Source organism: Xanthomonas sp. PPL134 (assembly GCF_040595915.1).
GTDB lineage: Bacteria > Pseudomonadota > Gammaproteobacteria > Xanthomonadales > Xanthomonadaceae > Xanthomonas_A > Xanthomonas_A indica.
The window spans coordinates 1258127-1273763 of sequence record NZ_JAMDLL010000001.1 but is presented as its reverse complement, the minus strand read 5'-3'; the positions used below and the strand labels follow the sequence as shown (position 1 = coordinate 1273763).

Sequence of the window (15637 nt, the reverse complement as noted above, 5' to 3'; positions counted from 1 at the left end):
CCCCATCGAACGCCGGCGACGTCGATACCCGCCGCCGGCGACTGCCTGTCCGGCCCTTCGAGCACCGCATCGCGTGCCGTTCCGGAACCTCCCCGCGTTTCCCACCCCGACGCCGTGCCCGGTGCATGGCGTCACGCTGCCTGCGAGCAACGCGTGCTCCGGCATCGCTCGCGGCGGCAGCATGCCGTGTCCGCAGCCGGCGAGCCTGAGCAGACGCAAGCGGGCCGCCACCGGTCGGTCACCGCCGTCCCGCAGTGCTTCGCGTCGACCCAGGAGCGGCAGGAGCGTGTCGCCGTGCGCGGATTGCGTCAAACCTGCCGCGCGGCTGCATCCGCGCGGGCGCGCACCGCGTATGTGCTGCCCAATTGGCTTCGCGGTGGTATTGCAACACGGAGGGCGGCGTAATTCGGCCGCCATCACAGATTCAAAGTTTCGCCCGTGGCGGCCGCTAAAGATCTGCCCGAGCCGGTCGAGCGCTGCCGATCCATCGCATGCGCACGTGCTGGTCAGGCGACCTCGACGGCCACCTGTTCCACCCTGCCTTTCCTTGGCATGCGCTCCCTGCGGGGCACCTGCCTTCTTTCGCTTTCCCTCAGAGACCCGCGCAATGACGTCGCATCCTGCGAACCACGCCGCTCCGCCCGCCTCCGAACGCCACTCCCGTCTGCGGGTCTGGCACGACCTTCCCATTGCGCGCAAGCTCAGCCTGATCGGTGTCCTGGCCTTGATCGGGCTGGTCATTCCCCTGCTGCTGTACACCCGCACGCTCAACGAGGGCGTGGAGGTCAGCCGCGCCGAACTGCGCAGCTACGCGCCGCTGCGCGAGATGCTCACCTTGCTGGCGGCACTGCAGGAAGAACAGGTCGGCAGCGCCGCCGACGCGGCACAGGCACGCGCGACGGCCGACCGGGCGCTGCGCGAACTGCAGCGGACCGTCCCGGCCCTGCCCGGCTTCGAGCGCAGCACGGCGGCGCTGGCGCAGTTGCAGCAGACCTTGCAGGCCAGGCGCAACGACTTCGTGGCGGTTGCAGACCAGGCCGACGACGCGCTGGACGCGCTGCGCGACGACAGCCAACTGGTCTATACGCCCTACGTGGAGAGCTACCACCTGGTGGTCAGCAGCCTGATCTACGCCCCGGTCACCAGCGAAACGCTGACCCGCCTGGATGCGATGCGTGACCCGTCCCAGGCCGGCGCCGACACGCCGGTGCTGCGCGCGCAGATCGCCGAACTGGCGCGCGATCAGGCCCGCCTGCAGCATGAGCTGAAGAAGGCCCTGGGCCTGCTCGAGCAGCCGGATCCAGCCCTGTCGCGCGCCGTCGCCACCGAAACGGACGTCGCCGCCCGCGCCCTGCCGCAGTTGGCGCAGGCCCTGGACAGCGGCAGTACCGATGCCGGCCAGCACTGGAACGCGGCCCTGCATGGCTGGGACGAGGCGCTGCACGGCCTCAGCGCCACCGCATTGCAGGCGCTGCAGCGCCAGTCGCAACGGCACCTGGACGCCTCGCTGCAGGCGATGTGGACCGCCGTTGCCGGGCTCGGCCTGCTGACCCTGCTGATCGCGGCGGTGTGCGTGCATACCCTGATCACCCTGACCCGCAACGTGCGCCGTGCCGCGGGTGTCGCCGCCGACATCGCCGAGGGCCGCCTGGATGCACGCATCGTGGTTCCCAGCCGCGACGAAAGCGGACGGCTGCTGGCCGACATGCACCGCATGCAGCAACAACTGCGCGAGGTGCTGGCCGCACAGACCGAGATGGCACGCCGCCACGACCTGGGTCAGACCAGCTACCGCATGGACGAAAGCGCCTTCCCCGGCGACTACGGCCGCATGGTCCGCGACAGCAATACGCTGGCCGCCGCGCACATCGCGGTCACCGAGCGTTTGGCGCAGATCATGGGCCGCTATGCGATCGGCGACCTGTCCGAGGACATGGAGCGCCTGCCCGGCGAGAAGGCCCGCCTCACCGCGACGATGGACACGGTCAAGCACAACCTGACCGCGATGAACACCGAGATCAAGCACCTGGCCGGGGCCGCCGCGGCCGGCGACTTCAGCGTGCGTGGCGATGCCGAACGCTTCCAGTACGATTTCCGCCTGATGGTCGACAGCCTCAACCAGCTGATGGCCACGTCCGACGACAATCTGCAGGCGCTGTCGTCGTTGTTGCGCGCCATCGCCGCCGGCGACCTGACCGCGCGCATGCAGGGCCAGTTCCAGGGCGTGTTCGCCACCATGCGCGACGACGCCAACGCCACCACCGGGCAGCTGGCCGCCATCGTGTCGCGGATCCAGACCGCCGCCGGCAGCATCAATGGTGCCGCGGCGGAGATCGCCACCGGCAACGACGACCTGTCACGGCGTACCGAGCAACAGGCGGCCAGCCTGGAAGAGACGGCAGCCTCGATGGAGGAACTGACCTCCACCGTGAAACAGAACGCCGAACGCGCGCGCCAGGCCAACCAGTTGGCCGCGGGCGCCGCCTCGGTGGCCGCGCAGGGCGGCGTGCTGGCCAGCCAGGTCTCGGACAAGATGAGCGGCATCGAGGCCGCGTCGCGCAAGATCGCCGACATCATCTCGGTGATCGACGGCATCGCCTTCCAGACCAACATCCTGGCCTTGAACGCGGCGGTGGAAGCGGCGCGTGCCGGCGAACAGGGCCGCGGCTTCGCCGTGGTCGCCACCGAAGTGCGGACCCTGGCGCAGCGCTCGGCCAACGCGGCCAAGGAGATCAAGACCCTGATCGACGATTCGGTCGAGCAGGTCGCCGAGGGCGCGGCCCTGGTCGGACAGGCCGGCAGCACCATGCGGGAGATCGTGACCTCGGTGCAGCACGTCACCGACATCATGGGCGAGATCGCCGTCGCCTCGCAGGAACAATCGTCCGGCATCGAGCAGGTCAACCGCACCGTCACCCAGATGGACGAGAGCACCCAGCAGAACGCCGCGCTGGTGGAGGAAGCCACCGCCGCCGCACGCGCGATGGAGGAACAGGCCGGACAGTTGCGCCAGGCCGTGGCGGTGTTCAAGGTGGAGGCCTCAGCATCGGCATCGGTGCGCGCGCCGGCAGCGTTGTCCTCGCACAGGTCGTCGCACGCGCTCGCCTGAGCCGGCACGCGCAGGCCGGGCGAGCGCCGGCCTGCCCGCTGTGCAACCCGCTCGACGGTACCGCGGCTCACGCGGCGACACCCCGAACGACCGATCGGCCGCGGCGCCTTCCGCGGCCATGGCGTTTCCATGTCTGTCGGTCGTCTTTTGCCTCGAATCGAGAACTGGCAACGTGACCGGAGCGTGAAATGCGATGAATGCCACCTTAAGGAACGATAGCCATTGTCGATAACGTGAACAGCCGGTAAGTGCCGGCGCCGTCCTGGCCGCCTTCCATGCAGACACCCTCCCCGGATGCCGACCGACCGCGGCGTTTCCTGCGATTGCCGCTGGGTTTGTTGCTGCTGGTGGTGTGGAGCGTCTGGGCCATTGCGCACCTGGTCGCGTTCGCCACACCGCCACTGGCCGACAGCGCCGAGGGCATTCGGGCGCGCCTGCTGGCCTTCGCGCCGGCCGCCGCCAACGCCGGCCAGCCCGTCGCGTTCCGCCTGCGCGTGGCCGGTTGCGCGTGCGCCACACCGGCAACGGCGTCCCTGCCAGGCATTCGCAGCGTCGACCTGCGCGACCGCGCGGCACCGCCGACCCTGCCCTACGCGCTCATCGTCTTCGATGCGCAGGCCCGCCTGATCTATGCCGGCCCGGCCCAACTGGGCGGATGCGGCACGTCCATCGCCGCGGCTGCGCTGATCCCCCGATTGCTCGCCAGCGGCAGTGCATCGCCGCTGATCTCCCCCGCCGCGTGCGGATGCCCCACCGACTCCAAGGAATCCCTCGCATGAGCACGTCGCCTCACCCAGGCAGTCTTCTCATCGGCCAAGAGCGCTACGTCTATCTGCAGAGGCTGGCGGCACAGGCCGACCGGCTGTTCGTCGCGGTCTCTGTGCTGGCCACCCTGGCCAGCCTCGTCGCCGCCTGGCATCAGGGCGCGTGGACGTTGTGGCTGACGGTCAGCCTGCCGACCCTGGTGTTCGTCGCCCTGCAGGTGAAGCTGTACCCGGGCAGCCTGCTGAGCCGCTGCACCGTGGCGCTGGGCCTGATGGTGCTTGCGGCCGCGCTGATCCAGCAGGCCGGCGGCATGATCGAGGTGCACTTCGGGGTCATCCTGCTGATCGCCCTGCTGCTGTACTACCGCGACTGGCGTCCGATCGTGGTCGCCGCCGCGGCGATCGCCGTGCACCACGTGCTGTTCTTCTGGCTGCAGCACCGCGGCCTGCCGGTGCGCGTGTTCACCGCCGACGCCGGGCTCGGCATCCTGGCCATCCACGCGCTGTACGTGGCGGTGGAAGCGGCCATCCTGGTGCCGATGGCGGTGCAGATGCGCCGGCAACTGCTGGACGTGGGCCACGATCCGCACGACCTGGCGCAGGCCGCGCGCGCCATCGCCCAGCAGCAACCGCTGCCGGAGGCGATCCGTGCGCTGACCCTGCCGGAAGGCTCCATCGCCCACACCCTGGTCGCGGCCAACGCGCAACTGCTGCACAGCCGCGAACAGGACAGCGAGGCCCAGCGCGAAAACCAGCGCATCCGCAGCGCGCTGGACGACGTCACCACCAACGTGATGATCGCCGACGCCGAACGCCGCATCGTTTACGTCAACCGGCCGCTGCTGCAGATGCTCAGCGACGTGCAGGACGACCTGCGCCGCGACCTTCCCCAGTTCGACGCCAGCGCGCTGCTGGGCAAGACCATCGACGTGTTCCACCGCCATCCCGAACACCAGGCGCGCATGCTCGCCGAGTTGAAGGGCACCCACCGCGCGCAGATCCGCGTCGGCGGCCACACCATGCGCCTGATCGTCAATCCGGTGACCGACGCGGCCGGCCACCGCCTGGGCTTCGTGGTGGAGTGGGCCGACCGCACCGAGGAAGTGGCGGTGGAAGAAGAGATCGCCGGCATCGTGCGCGGCGCGGTGGCCGGCGACCTCGGCGGGCGCATCCGCCTGGACGGCAAGCACGGCTTCCTGCTGCAGCTGGGCGAACAGATCAACGCCATGCTCGCCGCCAGCGCCTCCGGCCTGGGCCACATCCAGCAGATGCTGCGCGCGCTCGCCGAGGGCGACCTGTCGCGGCGCATCGACGCCGACCTGCAGGGCGTGTACGCAAACATGAAGGACGACGCCAACGCCACCGCCGAGCAGTTGTCGGCGATCGTGCGGCAGATCCAGGGTGCTTCCGATGCGATCAACACCGCGGCCGGCGAAATCGCCGCCGGCAACGACGACCTGTCGCGCCGCACCGAGCAGCAGGCCGCCAGCCTGGAGGAAACCGCCGCCTCGATGGAGGAACTGACCTCCACGGTCAAGCAAAATGCCGAGCATGCGCACCAGGCCAACCAGTTGGCGGTCGGCGCGGCGGCAGTCGCCTCGCAGGGCGGCAGCGTGGTCGGCCAGGTGGTCACCACCATGAGCGGCATCGAGGCGTCCTCGAAGAAGATCGCCGACATCATCTCGGTGATCGATGGCATCGCCTTCCAGACCAACATCCTGGCGCTCAACGCGGCGGTCGAAGCCGCGCGTGCCGGCGAACAAGGCCGCGGTTTCGCCGTGGTCGCCAGCGAGGTGCGCACCCTCGCCCAGCGTTCGTCGAATGCGGCCAAGGAGATCAAGACCCTGATCGACGATTCGGTCGGCCGCGTCACCCAAGGCTCGGCCCTGGTCGATCAGGCCGGCGGCACCATGCGCGAGATCGTGGCGTCGGTGCAGCGCGTCACCGACATCATGCGCGACATCGCCGCGGCCTCGCAGGAGCAGTCGGCCGGCATCGAGCAGGTCAACCAGACCATCGCGCAGATGGACGAGGCCACCCAGCAGAATGCCGCCCTGGTCGAGGAAGCCAGCGCCAGTGCCCGCTCGATGGAACAGGAGGCAGGCGCACTGGCACGCGCCGTGGCATCCTTCACCCTGGAGCAGCGTCCGCGGCTGAGCGCCGTCGCCACCGGCGGCAACGCGCAGCCGGGCTACAAAAACGCCCTGCTCAGCCGATAGCATGCGTGGGGCGATCCGACGCGGTGCCGCCCCACCCACCTCCCGTACGCACTGTCGACCATGGCCGAAGGCACTCCCAGCGACTCCCCCGTCCCGTCTTCGCCGGAAGAAGAGGTGGAGGACGACCGCTTCCTGCTGACCAAGCCGCGACAGATCCGCCAGTTGCTGCAGTCGCTGATCCAGCAGCGCTCGCAGGTCAGCGCGCACGTGGGCGGCCGCGACCAGGCCTTCTCCACCGCGCTGCTGGAGTTGGACGAGGACAGCGTGCTGCTGGACCTGAGCGTCAACGAAGCCTCCAATCGCGCCGCCGAGCAGGCCGAGTACCTGCTGTGCTTCGCGCAGCTGGACAAGGTGCGGGTACGTTTCCGCATCGAACGCCCCGAGCGCACCGAACACAACGGCCAGTCCGGCTTCCGCGCCGCGCTGCCGGAGTCGCTGTACTACCTGCAGCGGCGCGAGCATTTCCGCCTGGAGACCCCGGTCACCGAATCGCCGCTGTGCGTGCTGCGTTTCGAGGACGACGCCGGCCAGGTGGAACTGAAGCTGCGCGTGGTGGACATCAGCGGCGGCGGCCTGGCGGTGGCGCTGGTGCAGGGCCAGCCCATGCCGCAGCTGCAGCAGAGTTGCCCGAACTGCATCCTGCAGCTGCCCGACGCCGATGCCATCCGGCTGACCCTGCAGGTCTGCAACATGTATGTCTCCAAGCTCGCCAACGGCCAGGACACGCTGCGGGTGGGCATGCGTTTCCTGGACCTGCCGCGCGGCGCCGATGCGGCCATCCAGCGCTACGTGTTCCGCATCGAGCGCCAGCGCAGCGCCCGCAAGAGCGGCGTGCTTTCCTGAACGCCGGCAGCGACCAGCCGTTCGGGCCTAAAGTTCGGCGGCGCCGCGCCGATCTAGCATCAGAGTCGCGCTTTCCCACCCACGCCACCCTCCGCAATCCCGTGCGCACCAGGAGCACACGATGAACGACAAGACCACCTCCACCTCCGGCGCCACCGGCGGCGAATTCCTCAGCTTCACCCTCGGCGAAGAACACTACGGCGTGGATATCCTCAAGGTGCAGGAAATCCGCGGCTACGACTCGGTCACCCGGGTCCCGGACGCCCCCGAGTACATCAAGGGCGTGATCAACCTGCGCGGCACCATCGTGCCGGTGATCGACCTGCGCCTGAAGCTGCGCCTGAAGGAAGCGCGCTACGACGCCTTCACCGTGATGATCGTGCTCAACGTCGAGAACCGCGTGGTCGGCATCGTCGTGGACAGCGTCTCCGACGTGATTCCGCTGAACGAAGAGCAGATCCGCCCGACCCCCGAGTTCGGTGCCGCGGTCGACACCCGCTTCATCTCGGGCATCGGCACCCAGGACGACAAGATGTTGATTCTGCTGGATATCGAGACCCTGCTCGACAGCGCCGAGTTCGGCCAGCAGCACGCCCACGTCGACGAAGCCGCCTGACGGACGGCGGTTCGCCCGGCTGTAGACGAAACCCGCCTGACGGCGGGTTTTTTATTTGAAATGCGAACTGTTTATCAGTTGCGAGAATCAAGTTAACCGGTTCCAGGCCGATAGCTGAAGAGCGGCTGGCATCACACGGCCCTCACTTCATCCCCCCGCCCTTAAGGAGTCGTTCCATGAAACCGAGCTTTCCCATGCTGCTGGTCCTGCTGTTCGCCGCCAGCCCCAGCACCTTCGCCCAGTCCCAGCAGATGATCCCGCCGGAGATGGCCACCCGTTTCGTCGGCAAGGACGGCATGGTCTGCGGCAAGGTCGAGAAAGCCAAGTACGCACAGAATTCCGAAGGCGAGCCGACCTTCCTGTACATGGGCGGCATGTTCCCGCGCCACACCTTCTCCGCCCGCATCGCCGGCGCCGACCGCAGCAAGTTCGGCTTCGCGCCGGAAACCCTGGAAGGCAAGGACGTGTGCGTGATCGGCAAGATCGAGCGCGACAGCTCGCGTGCCGAAATCCAGGTCAGCGCGCCGTCCAGCCTGAAGCTGGCGACCATCAAGTAAGCCTTTGCGCCACCGCGCTGGACCCGTACAGACGGTCCGGCACGGTGGCGCTTGCCGTTTTTGTGCCTTGTCGCCCCCTCCGAATTCACGGGAACCGCTCATGCAGTGGATAAAAGATCTCAAGGTGATGCCCAAGCTGATGCTGGCATTCGGCGTCGTGCTGGCGTTGATGCTGATCCAGGGCATTGCCGCCTATCGCGGCCTTCACTCGCTCAACGGCGTCACCAGTAATGTCTCCGCGCAGGTCGTGCCCAGTGTGCGCACCGGCGGCGAGATGCGCGGCATCCTGGGCGAGTATCGCAACGCCGCCTATCAGAGTCTGATCCGCAGCAGCGATGCGCTGAAGAAGGAGTCGGCGGCGCGCGCGATCGCGCTGAAGAAGCAGATGGACCAGATCCTGGCCAAGTATCCGCCCAGGATCGGCAGCCCGCAGGAAAAGGTTATCTACGACCGTCTGGTCGCCGACTGGAAGAAGGCCAGCGCCTCCTACCAGTCCGTCAACGAAATGCTGCAGCTGGACCTGCATGACGACGCCATCGACACCTTCACCGGCGAAACCCGCACTCTGCACAACAAGGTGGTGGACGACGTCATTGCGCTGATCGCCGAGAACGACCGCCAGGCCAAGGTCGCGGCCGACGCCGCCAGCGGCACCTACAGCAAGGCCTCGGCGACCCTGCTGGTCTGCCTGCTGATCAGCTTTGGCGCGGCGATCGGCATGGCCTTCCTGTTCGGGCGGATGCTGGCCAACAGCGTACGCGATGCGGTCAAGGTGGCCAGCGACGTCGCCGGCGGCAAGCTGGACGGGCATATCGATGCCAACGGCAAGGACGAGATCGGCGAGTTGATGCAGGCGCTCAAGCGCATGCAGCAGGACCTGCGCGGGCGCATCGAGCGCGACGCCGCGGTCGCCGCCGAGAACCTGCGCATCCGCACCGCGCTGGACAATTCCTCCACCGGCATGTTCATCGTCGACCTGGACTACAGCATCGTCTACGCCAACCCGTCGATGCAGGGCCTCACCGACAAGTACGCCCAGCAGATCCAATCGGTGGCGCCGGCCTTCGATTCGAGCCTGCCGCTGGTCGGCTCGCAGGTGACGGTGCTGGAGTACGGCAATCAGCACGACCCCAAGACCCTGTCGGAGCTGGAAAAGAATGGCTTCATGGAGCGCGAGATGGTCTATGCCGACGCGCGCCTCGCCCAGACCATCACCGCCATCCGCGACGCGCATGGCAACCACATCGGCTTCGTCTGCGAAGCGCGCGACCGCACCCTGGAAGCGCAGGTCGAGCAGGAAGTGGCCAAGATCGTGCGCGAGGCCGCCGCCGGCGACCTCAGCGGGCGCGTCGGCCTCGACGGCAAGTACGGCTTCTTCCTGCAGCTGGCGCAGCAGCTCAACGGCTTGCTGCAGGCCAACGGCGACAGCATCGGCGAAGTGTCCAAGCTGCTGACTGCGCTGTCGCAGGGCGACCTGACCGCGCGCATGCACGGCGACTTCCAGGGCGTGTTCGCGACCATGCGCGACGACGCCAACGCCACCGCCGAACAGCTGGCGGCCATCGTCGGCCGCATCCAGCAGTCGGCGAACGCGATCAACGCCGCGGCCGGCGAGATCGCCGCCGGCAACGACGACCTGTCGCGCCGCACCGAACAGCAGGCCGCCAACCTGGAAGAGACCGCCGCCTCGATGGAGGAACTGACCTCCACCGTGCGCCAGAACGCCGAGCACGCGCGTCAGGCCAACCAACTGGCCGCCGGTGCGGCGTCGGTGGCCTCGCAAGGTGGCGACGTGGTCGGCCGCGTGGTCGAGACCATGAGCGGCATCGAGGCTTCCTCGAAGAAGATCGGCGACATCATCAGCGTCATCGACGGGATCGCCTTCCAGACCAACATCCTGGCGCTCAACGCCGCCGTCGAAGCGGCGCGCGCCGGCGAACAGGGCCGCGGCTTCGCGGTCGTGGCCAGCGAAGTGCGCACCCTGGCGCAGCGCTCGGCCAACGCCGCCAAGGAGATCAAGGGTCTGATCGACGCTTCGGTGGGCCAGGTGACCAACGGCTCGACCCTGGTCCGCCAGGCCGGCCAGACGATGACCGAGATCGTGGCTTCGGTGCAGCGCGTCACCGACATCATGGGCGAGATCGCCGCGGCCTCGCAGGAGCAGTCCGCCGGCATCGAACAGGTCAACCAGACCGTCACCCAGATGGACGAGACCACCCAGCAGAACGCCGCGCTGGTGGAAGAAGCCACCGCCGCCGCCCGCTCGATGGAAGAGCAGGCCGGCCAGCTGATCGAGTCCGTGTCGATCTTCCGCGTCGAGCAGTCCGCCCAGGCCGCGGTGGTGCATGCACCGCAGGCCGTGGCCGCGCCGAAGCCGGCACCGGTGGCGAAGAAGCCGACGGCCATCGCCTCCGCCAAGCCGGCGGCGGTGCGCGCCCGCAAGGTCGAACCCGCGCTGGCCGATTCCGACTGGCAGGAGTTCTGAGACCGGCCCGGCCTGTCGCTGCATCCCCCTCCCCGGCCTCCGCGCCGGGGATTTTTTTGATGGCGACGCCGGCGCGCGGATTGTCTACGAATCGGTCGCGCCACACGCTCAATTTCATCGTTGCCGGGGCCGCTAAATCCCTGGGTACCTTCCAAGGAACTGGTCGATGTCGTCTCGCTCGCTGCTCACCCGCCTCTCGGATCTGCCACTGCGCCGCAAGTTCCTGTGGCAGACCATCCTGCTGGGCGCCGGTATCGTCCTGCTGGCGGTGATCGCCGCGCGGATGCAGTACCTGGACATCCGCAACACGCGCGAGCAGGCGCTGAAGAGCCAGATCGAGCTGGCGTTGGGCGTGGTCCGCGCCTATGCGGCCGAAGTGGACAAGGGCAGCATGCCGCTGGACGAGGCGCAGCGCACCGCCCTGCGCACCCTGGAATCGATGCGCGCCCGGGACGGCGTGGATTACTTCTACGTGCACGACATGCACCCGACCATGCTGATGCACCCCACCCGCAAGGACCTGATCGGCAAGGACATCGGCCAGGTGCTCAGTGCCGACGGCAAGCCGATCTTCCGGGATTTCGTGAAGGCGGCCGAGGCCGGCGGCGGCTATGTCGACTACCTGTGGCCCAAGCCCGGCAACACCACGCCGGTGGAGAAGGTTTCCTACAACGCGCCGTTCGCGCCATGGCACTGGGTCATCGGCACCGGCGTCTACATGGACGACGTGCAGGCGCAGGCGCTGATCTTCACCGGGGTCATGACCCTGGCCGGCGGCATCCTGGTGCTGCTCACCTTCGGCATCAACTGGCTGATCGGCAGTTCGGTGCTGCGGCCGGTGTCGCGCAGCCTGGACGCGATCCGCGCGGTGTCGCGCGGCGATCTCAGCGTGCGCATCGACAACCCCGGCCGCGACGAGGCCGGCGAGATGCTGCGCGCCACCGGCGAGATGATCCGGATGCTGGAACGCTTCTCCAGCGAGACCGCGCGGATGGCCGTGCTGCACGCCGACAAGGACATGTCCCACCGCATGCCGGAGGATTTCCCCGGCGTATACGGCGAACTGGCCGCCAGCATCAACCGCATGATGTTCGAGCACCTGGATGCCATCGTCGATGCCATCGCCGTGCTCAACGAGTACGCCAACGGCGACCTGCATCGCGACGCGCGCCGCCTGCCCGGCAGCCGTGCGGTGCTGCACGAATCGATGGACGCGGCCAAGGCCAGCTTGCTGGCGATCAACACCGAGATCAAGCGCCTGGCCGCGGCCGCCGCGGCCGGCGACTTCAGCGTGCGCGGCGACGCCGAGCACTTCCAGCACGACTTCAGGCTGATGGTGCAGGACCTCAACGCGATGATGGAGGTCAGCGACCGCAACCTGGGCAAGCTCTCGGCCCTGCTGCAGTCCATCGCCGCCGGCGACCTGAGCGCGCGCATGCACGGCGACTTCCACGGCGTGTTCGCGCAGATGCGCGAGGACGCCAACACCACCGCCGACCAGCTCGCCGACATCGTCGGCCGCATCCAGACCGCGGCACGCAGCATCCACGGCGCCACCACCGAACTGGCCGCCGGCAACGAAGACCTGTCGCGCCGCACCGAACAGCAGGCGGCCAACCTGGAAGAGACCGCCGCCTCGATGGAGGAACTGACCTCCACCGTCAAGCAGAACGCCGAGCACGCGCGCCAGGCCAACCAGTTGGCCGCCGGCGCCGCCTCGGTCGCCTCGCAGGGTGGCGACGTGGTCGGCCGCGTGGTCGAGACCATGAGCGGTATCGAGGCCTCGTCGAAGAAGATCGCCGACATCATCTCGGTGATCGACGGTATCGCCTTCCAGACCAACATCCTGGCCTTGAACGCGGCGGTGGAAGCCGCGCGCGCTGGCGAACAGGGCCGTGGCTTCGCCGTGGTCGCCACCGAAGTGCGGACCCTGGCGCAGCGCTCGGCCAACGCCGCCAAGGAGATCAAGACGCTGATCGACGATTCGGTCGGCCGCGTCAGCGAAGGCTCGGTCCTGGTCGACCAGGCCGGCCGCACCATGCAGGAGATCGTGGCCTCGGTGCAGCGGGTGACCGACATCATGGGCGAGATCTCGGCGGCCTCGCAGGAGCAGTCGATGGGCATCGAGCAGGTCAGCCGCACCGTGGCGCAGATGGACCAGGCGATCCAGCAGAACGTCGCCGTGGTCGAGGAAGCCAGCGCCTCGGCGCGGGCGCTGGAAGACCAGGGCCGCCGGCTCGGCGAGGCCGCGGCGGTGTTCCGGCTGGACGCGATCCCGGCCGGCCCGGGCGCTGCGGCGGCGCATGCGACTGGCACGCCGGTGCGCGGCGCGGCGCGGCCGGCAGCGCTGCGGCTGGTCCGCACCGCCGCCTCGACCACCGAGACCGATTGAGCGGGCATACCGTTGCAATAGACACAATCAGGCACGGCATGGCGATTGGCACCCTGGCACGGTTCAAGCAATCGCCGCACTAGTCGATATCAGATCACGCTCCGTGCCCGGTATGACACCGCCGGGTCACGGCCGCGACCGTTCAGGGAGCACGTGATGCCTTGCCGTCCACATCCACCATCGTCCAGTCTCCTGCCACCGCGCCGCGTCGACGCGTGCCCGCAGGTTCTGTCCGTGGTTTCGCGCCAGCCATCCAGGCACTGGAGCCGCGCGCGCATGGCACGCGCCGGCCTCGACCGGTGGCGCGCCTGCGCGCCGCCCTCGCCTCGCCCCCTCGCCGCCAGCTGACGCCGCGGCCCCCCTTCTCCCCCCCGGTTTCCACCCCGTTACCGCACATGGAACGCCCATGAACGTGCTCCCGCATCTGAAAATCCGCGACAAGCTGATCTGCGCCTTCGCCCTGACCACTCTGCTGACGCTGGTGCTGGGCGCGTTCACCTATTCCCGCACCAACCTGTCGATCTCCGAACTCCGGCACATCGAGCGGGACTGGGTGCCGGCGACCCAGGCCCTGTCCGAGGTGCGCGCGCAACTGGGCGAGTTCCGCACCTACGAACTGGCGCAACTGGCGCGCGCCAACGATCCGCAAGCCCAGGCCGACTATTTCAAGCGCATGCAGAAGGTGCGCAACGAGGTGGCCAAGCACCAGCAGGTCATCGCCGCGATGATGCGCGACCCCAAGCAGGTGCAGATGTACGCCGGCGTCCAGGAAACGCTGAAGGCCTATCTGCAGGCCAATACCGAGATGGGCACCGCCTTGCGCGCCGGCGACGTGGCGGCGGCGCAGAGCATCTCCGATGACCGCTCGCGGGCGCTGCGCCGGACCTTGTTCGAGCGCATCGTGGCGTTGACCGAGTACAACGTCGCCGAACTGAACCGGGAGATGGAGCTCGCCCATCGCCAGATGGCCAATACCAAGACGCTGATCCTGGCGCTGCTCGCGCTGGCCGTGCTGTTCGCCGGCGTCACCGCCTGGCTGATCGCGCGCGGCATGGCCCGCCAGCTGCACGCGGCCAAGCGCCTGTCGCAGGCGGTGGCCCGCGGCGAACTGGAGGGCGCCACCTACCCGCACGGCCAGGACGAGATCGGCGAATTGATGGACGACATGCTGGTCATGCGCTCGCGCATCCACGCGGTGATCCGCGCTCAGGACGAGATGGCGCAGCAGCACGCGCGCGGCACCATCAGCTATCGCATGGACGAGACCGCCTTCCCCGGCGAGTACGGGCAGATGGTCAAGGGCACCAACGAGCTGGTCGCCTCGCACATCGCGGTGAAGATGCGCCTGCTGCAGATCATCCAGCGCTATGCCATCGGCGACCTGTCCGAGGACATGGACCGCCTGCCCGGCGAAAAGGCCGTGCTCACCGAAACCATGGACATGGCCAAGCAGAACCTGACCGCGATGAGCGACCAGATCAAGCAGCTGGCGGAGGCGGCCGCGGCCGGCGCGTTCGGCACGCGCGGCGATCCGGACCGCTTCCAGTTCGGCTTCCGTGCGATGGTGCAGGACCTCAACGCGATGATGGCGGTCAGCGACCGCAACCTGGGCGAGCTGTCGACGCTGCTGCAGTCCATCGCCGCCGGCGACCTGACCGCGCGCATGCACGGCGAGTACCACGGCGTGTTCGGGCGCATGCGCGACGACGCCAATGCCACCGCCGCGCAACTGGCTGCGATCGTCGGCCGCATCCAGGCCGCCGCCGCCAACATCAATGTCGCCTCGACCGAGATCGCCGCCGGCAACCACGACCTGTCGCGTCGCACCGAGCAGCAGGCGGCCAGCCTGGAGCGCACCGCCGCGTCGATGGAGGAACTGACCTCCACCGTGAAGCAGAACGCCGAGCATGCACGCCAGGCCAACCAGCTCGCCGCCGGCGCCGCCGCGGTCGCTTCGCAGGGCGGCGAGGTGGTCGGCCAGGTGGTGACCACCATGAACGGCATCGAGGCCTCGTCGAAGAAGATCGCCGACATCATCGGCGTGATCGACGGCATTGCCTTCCAGACCAACATCCTGGCGCTGAACGCGGCGGTGGAAGCCGCCCGCGCTGGCGACCAGGGCCGCGGCTTCGCCGTGGTCGCCAGCGAAGTGCGCACCCTCGCCCAGCGCTCGGCCAGTGCTGCCAAGGAGATCAAGACCCTGATCGACGAGTCGGTCGGCCGCGTCGCCGAAGGCTCGGCGCTGGTGGACCAGGCCGGCCGTACCATGAGCGAGATCGTGACCTCGGTGCGCCGCGTCACCGACATCATGGGCGAGATCGCCGCGGCGTCGCAGGAGCAGTCCGCCGGCATCGAACAGGTCAACCAGACCGTGGTGCAGATGGACGAGAGCACCCAGCAGAACGCCGCGCTGGTTGAGGAAGCCACCGCCGCGGCGCGCTCGATGGAGGACCAGGCCGGGCAGCTCGGCGCGGCCATCGCCGCGTTCAAGCTGGACACCTACCACGGCGCAGCCGCCAACGCGCCGCTCGCGCACGCCGCGCCTGCCCCGGCCCGGGCCAGGACCCGGCCGGCGCCACGGCCGCGCCCCGTTGCCGCGGTCGCCGCCAGCGCCAGCGAGGCGCAGTGGCAGGAGTTCTGAGCAGCGACGCC

General features: G+C 68.7%; 9 protein-coding genes. All 9 read left to right on the top strand.

Translation table 11 applies throughout. The annotated features are described in order from the left end of the window. Window positions 1–607: 607 nt before the first annotated feature. The 9 genes from M3U25_RS05485 (at window position 608) to M3U25_RS05445 (ending at window position 15626) form a co-directional block, all read left to right on the top strand. The gene (locus M3U25_RS05485; RefSeq protein WP_355499319.1) at window positions 608–3109 is read left to right on the top strand and encodes a methyl-accepting chemotaxis protein; all 2502 of its coding nucleotides are present in this window, start codon (window positions 608–610) and stop codon (window positions 3107–3109) included. A 347-nt stretch (window positions 3110–3456) separates the two neighbouring features. Continuing rightward, on the top strand, window positions 3457–3888 hold the full coding sequence (locus M3U25_RS05480) for a hypothetical protein (protein ID WP_355499879.1): 432 nt from the start codon (window positions 3457–3459) through the stop codon (window positions 3886–3888). Further along, the gene (locus M3U25_RS05475; protein ID WP_355499322.1) at window positions 3885–6092 is read left to right on the top strand and encodes a methyl-accepting chemotaxis protein; all 2208 of its coding nucleotides are present in this window, start codon (window positions 3885–3887) and stop codon (window positions 6090–6092) included. The genes M3U25_RS05480 and M3U25_RS05475 overlap by 4 nt, the downstream gene beginning before the upstream one ends. A gap of 60 nt (window positions 6093–6152) precedes the next feature. Beyond that, the gene (locus tag M3U25_RS05470) at window positions 6153–6935 is read left to right on the top strand and encodes a flagellar brake protein (protein ID WP_355499325.1); all 783 of its coding nucleotides are present in this window, start codon (window positions 6153–6155) and stop codon (window positions 6933–6935) included. A gap of 121 nt (window positions 6936–7056) precedes the next feature. Next, window positions 7057–7551 carry a chemotaxis protein CheW gene (locus M3U25_RS05465; protein WP_019796102.1) on the top strand — a complete coding sequence of 165 codons (495 nt, stop codon included), beginning with the start codon at window positions 7057–7059 and terminating at the stop codon, window positions 7549–7551. 194 nt (window positions 7552–7745) lie between these two features. Further along, on the top strand, window positions 7746–8108 hold the full coding sequence (locus tag M3U25_RS05460; protein WP_355499882.1) for a hypothetical protein: 363 nt from the start codon (window positions 7746–7748) through the stop codon (window positions 8106–8108). Between the two features lie 100 nt (window positions 8109–8208). Continuing rightward, entirely contained in the window at window positions 8209–10593 is a 2385-nt protein-coding gene (locus M3U25_RS05455; protein WP_355499329.1) for a methyl-accepting chemotaxis protein, read from the top strand. Between the two features lie 166 nt (window positions 10594–10759). After that, window positions 10760–12985, top strand: coding sequence for a methyl-accepting chemotaxis protein (locus tag M3U25_RS05450; RefSeq protein WP_355499332.1), 2226 nt, complete (start codon window positions 10760–10762; stop codon window positions 12983–12985). Window positions 12986–13391: 406 nt separating this feature from the next. Continuing rightward, complete coding sequence (locus M3U25_RS05445) at window positions 13392–15626, top strand: methyl-accepting chemotaxis protein (protein WP_355499335.1); 2235 nt, start codon at window positions 13392–13394, stop codon at window positions 15624–15626. Window positions 15627–15637 lie beyond the last annotated feature (11 nt).

Excerpts from the sequence above, each read along its gene's own strand:
- M3U25_RS05485 (WP_355499319.1), top strand. The coding sequence starts at position 608 with ATGACGTCGCATCCTGCGAACCACGCCGCTCCGCCCGCCTCCGAACGC.
- M3U25_RS05475 (WP_355499322.1), top strand. The coding sequence starts at position 3,885 with ATGAGCACGTCGCCTCACCCAGGCAGTCTTCTCATCGGCCAAGAGCGC.
- M3U25_RS05470 (WP_355499325.1), top strand. The coding sequence starts at position 6,153 with ATGGCCGAAGGCACTCCCAGCGACTCCCCCGTCCCGTCTTCGCCGGAA.
- M3U25_RS05465 (WP_019796102.1), top strand. The coding sequence starts at position 7,057 with ATGAACGACAAGACCACCTCCACCTCCGGCGCCACCGGCGGCGAATTC.
- M3U25_RS05460 (WP_355499882.1), top strand. The coding sequence starts at position 7,746 with ATGCTGCTGGTCCTGCTGTTCGCCGCCAGCCCCAGCACCTTCGCCCAG.
- M3U25_RS05455 (WP_355499329.1), top strand. The coding sequence starts at position 8,209 with ATGCAGTGGATAAAAGATCTCAAGGTGATGCCCAAGCTGATGCTGGCA.
- M3U25_RS05450 (WP_355499332.1), top strand. The coding sequence starts at position 10,760 with ATGTCGTCTCGCTCGCTGCTCACCCGCCTCTCGGATCTGCCACTGCGC.
- M3U25_RS05445 (WP_355499335.1), top strand. The coding sequence starts at position 13,392 with ATGAACGTGCTCCCGCATCTGAAAATCCGCGACAAGCTGATCTGCGCC.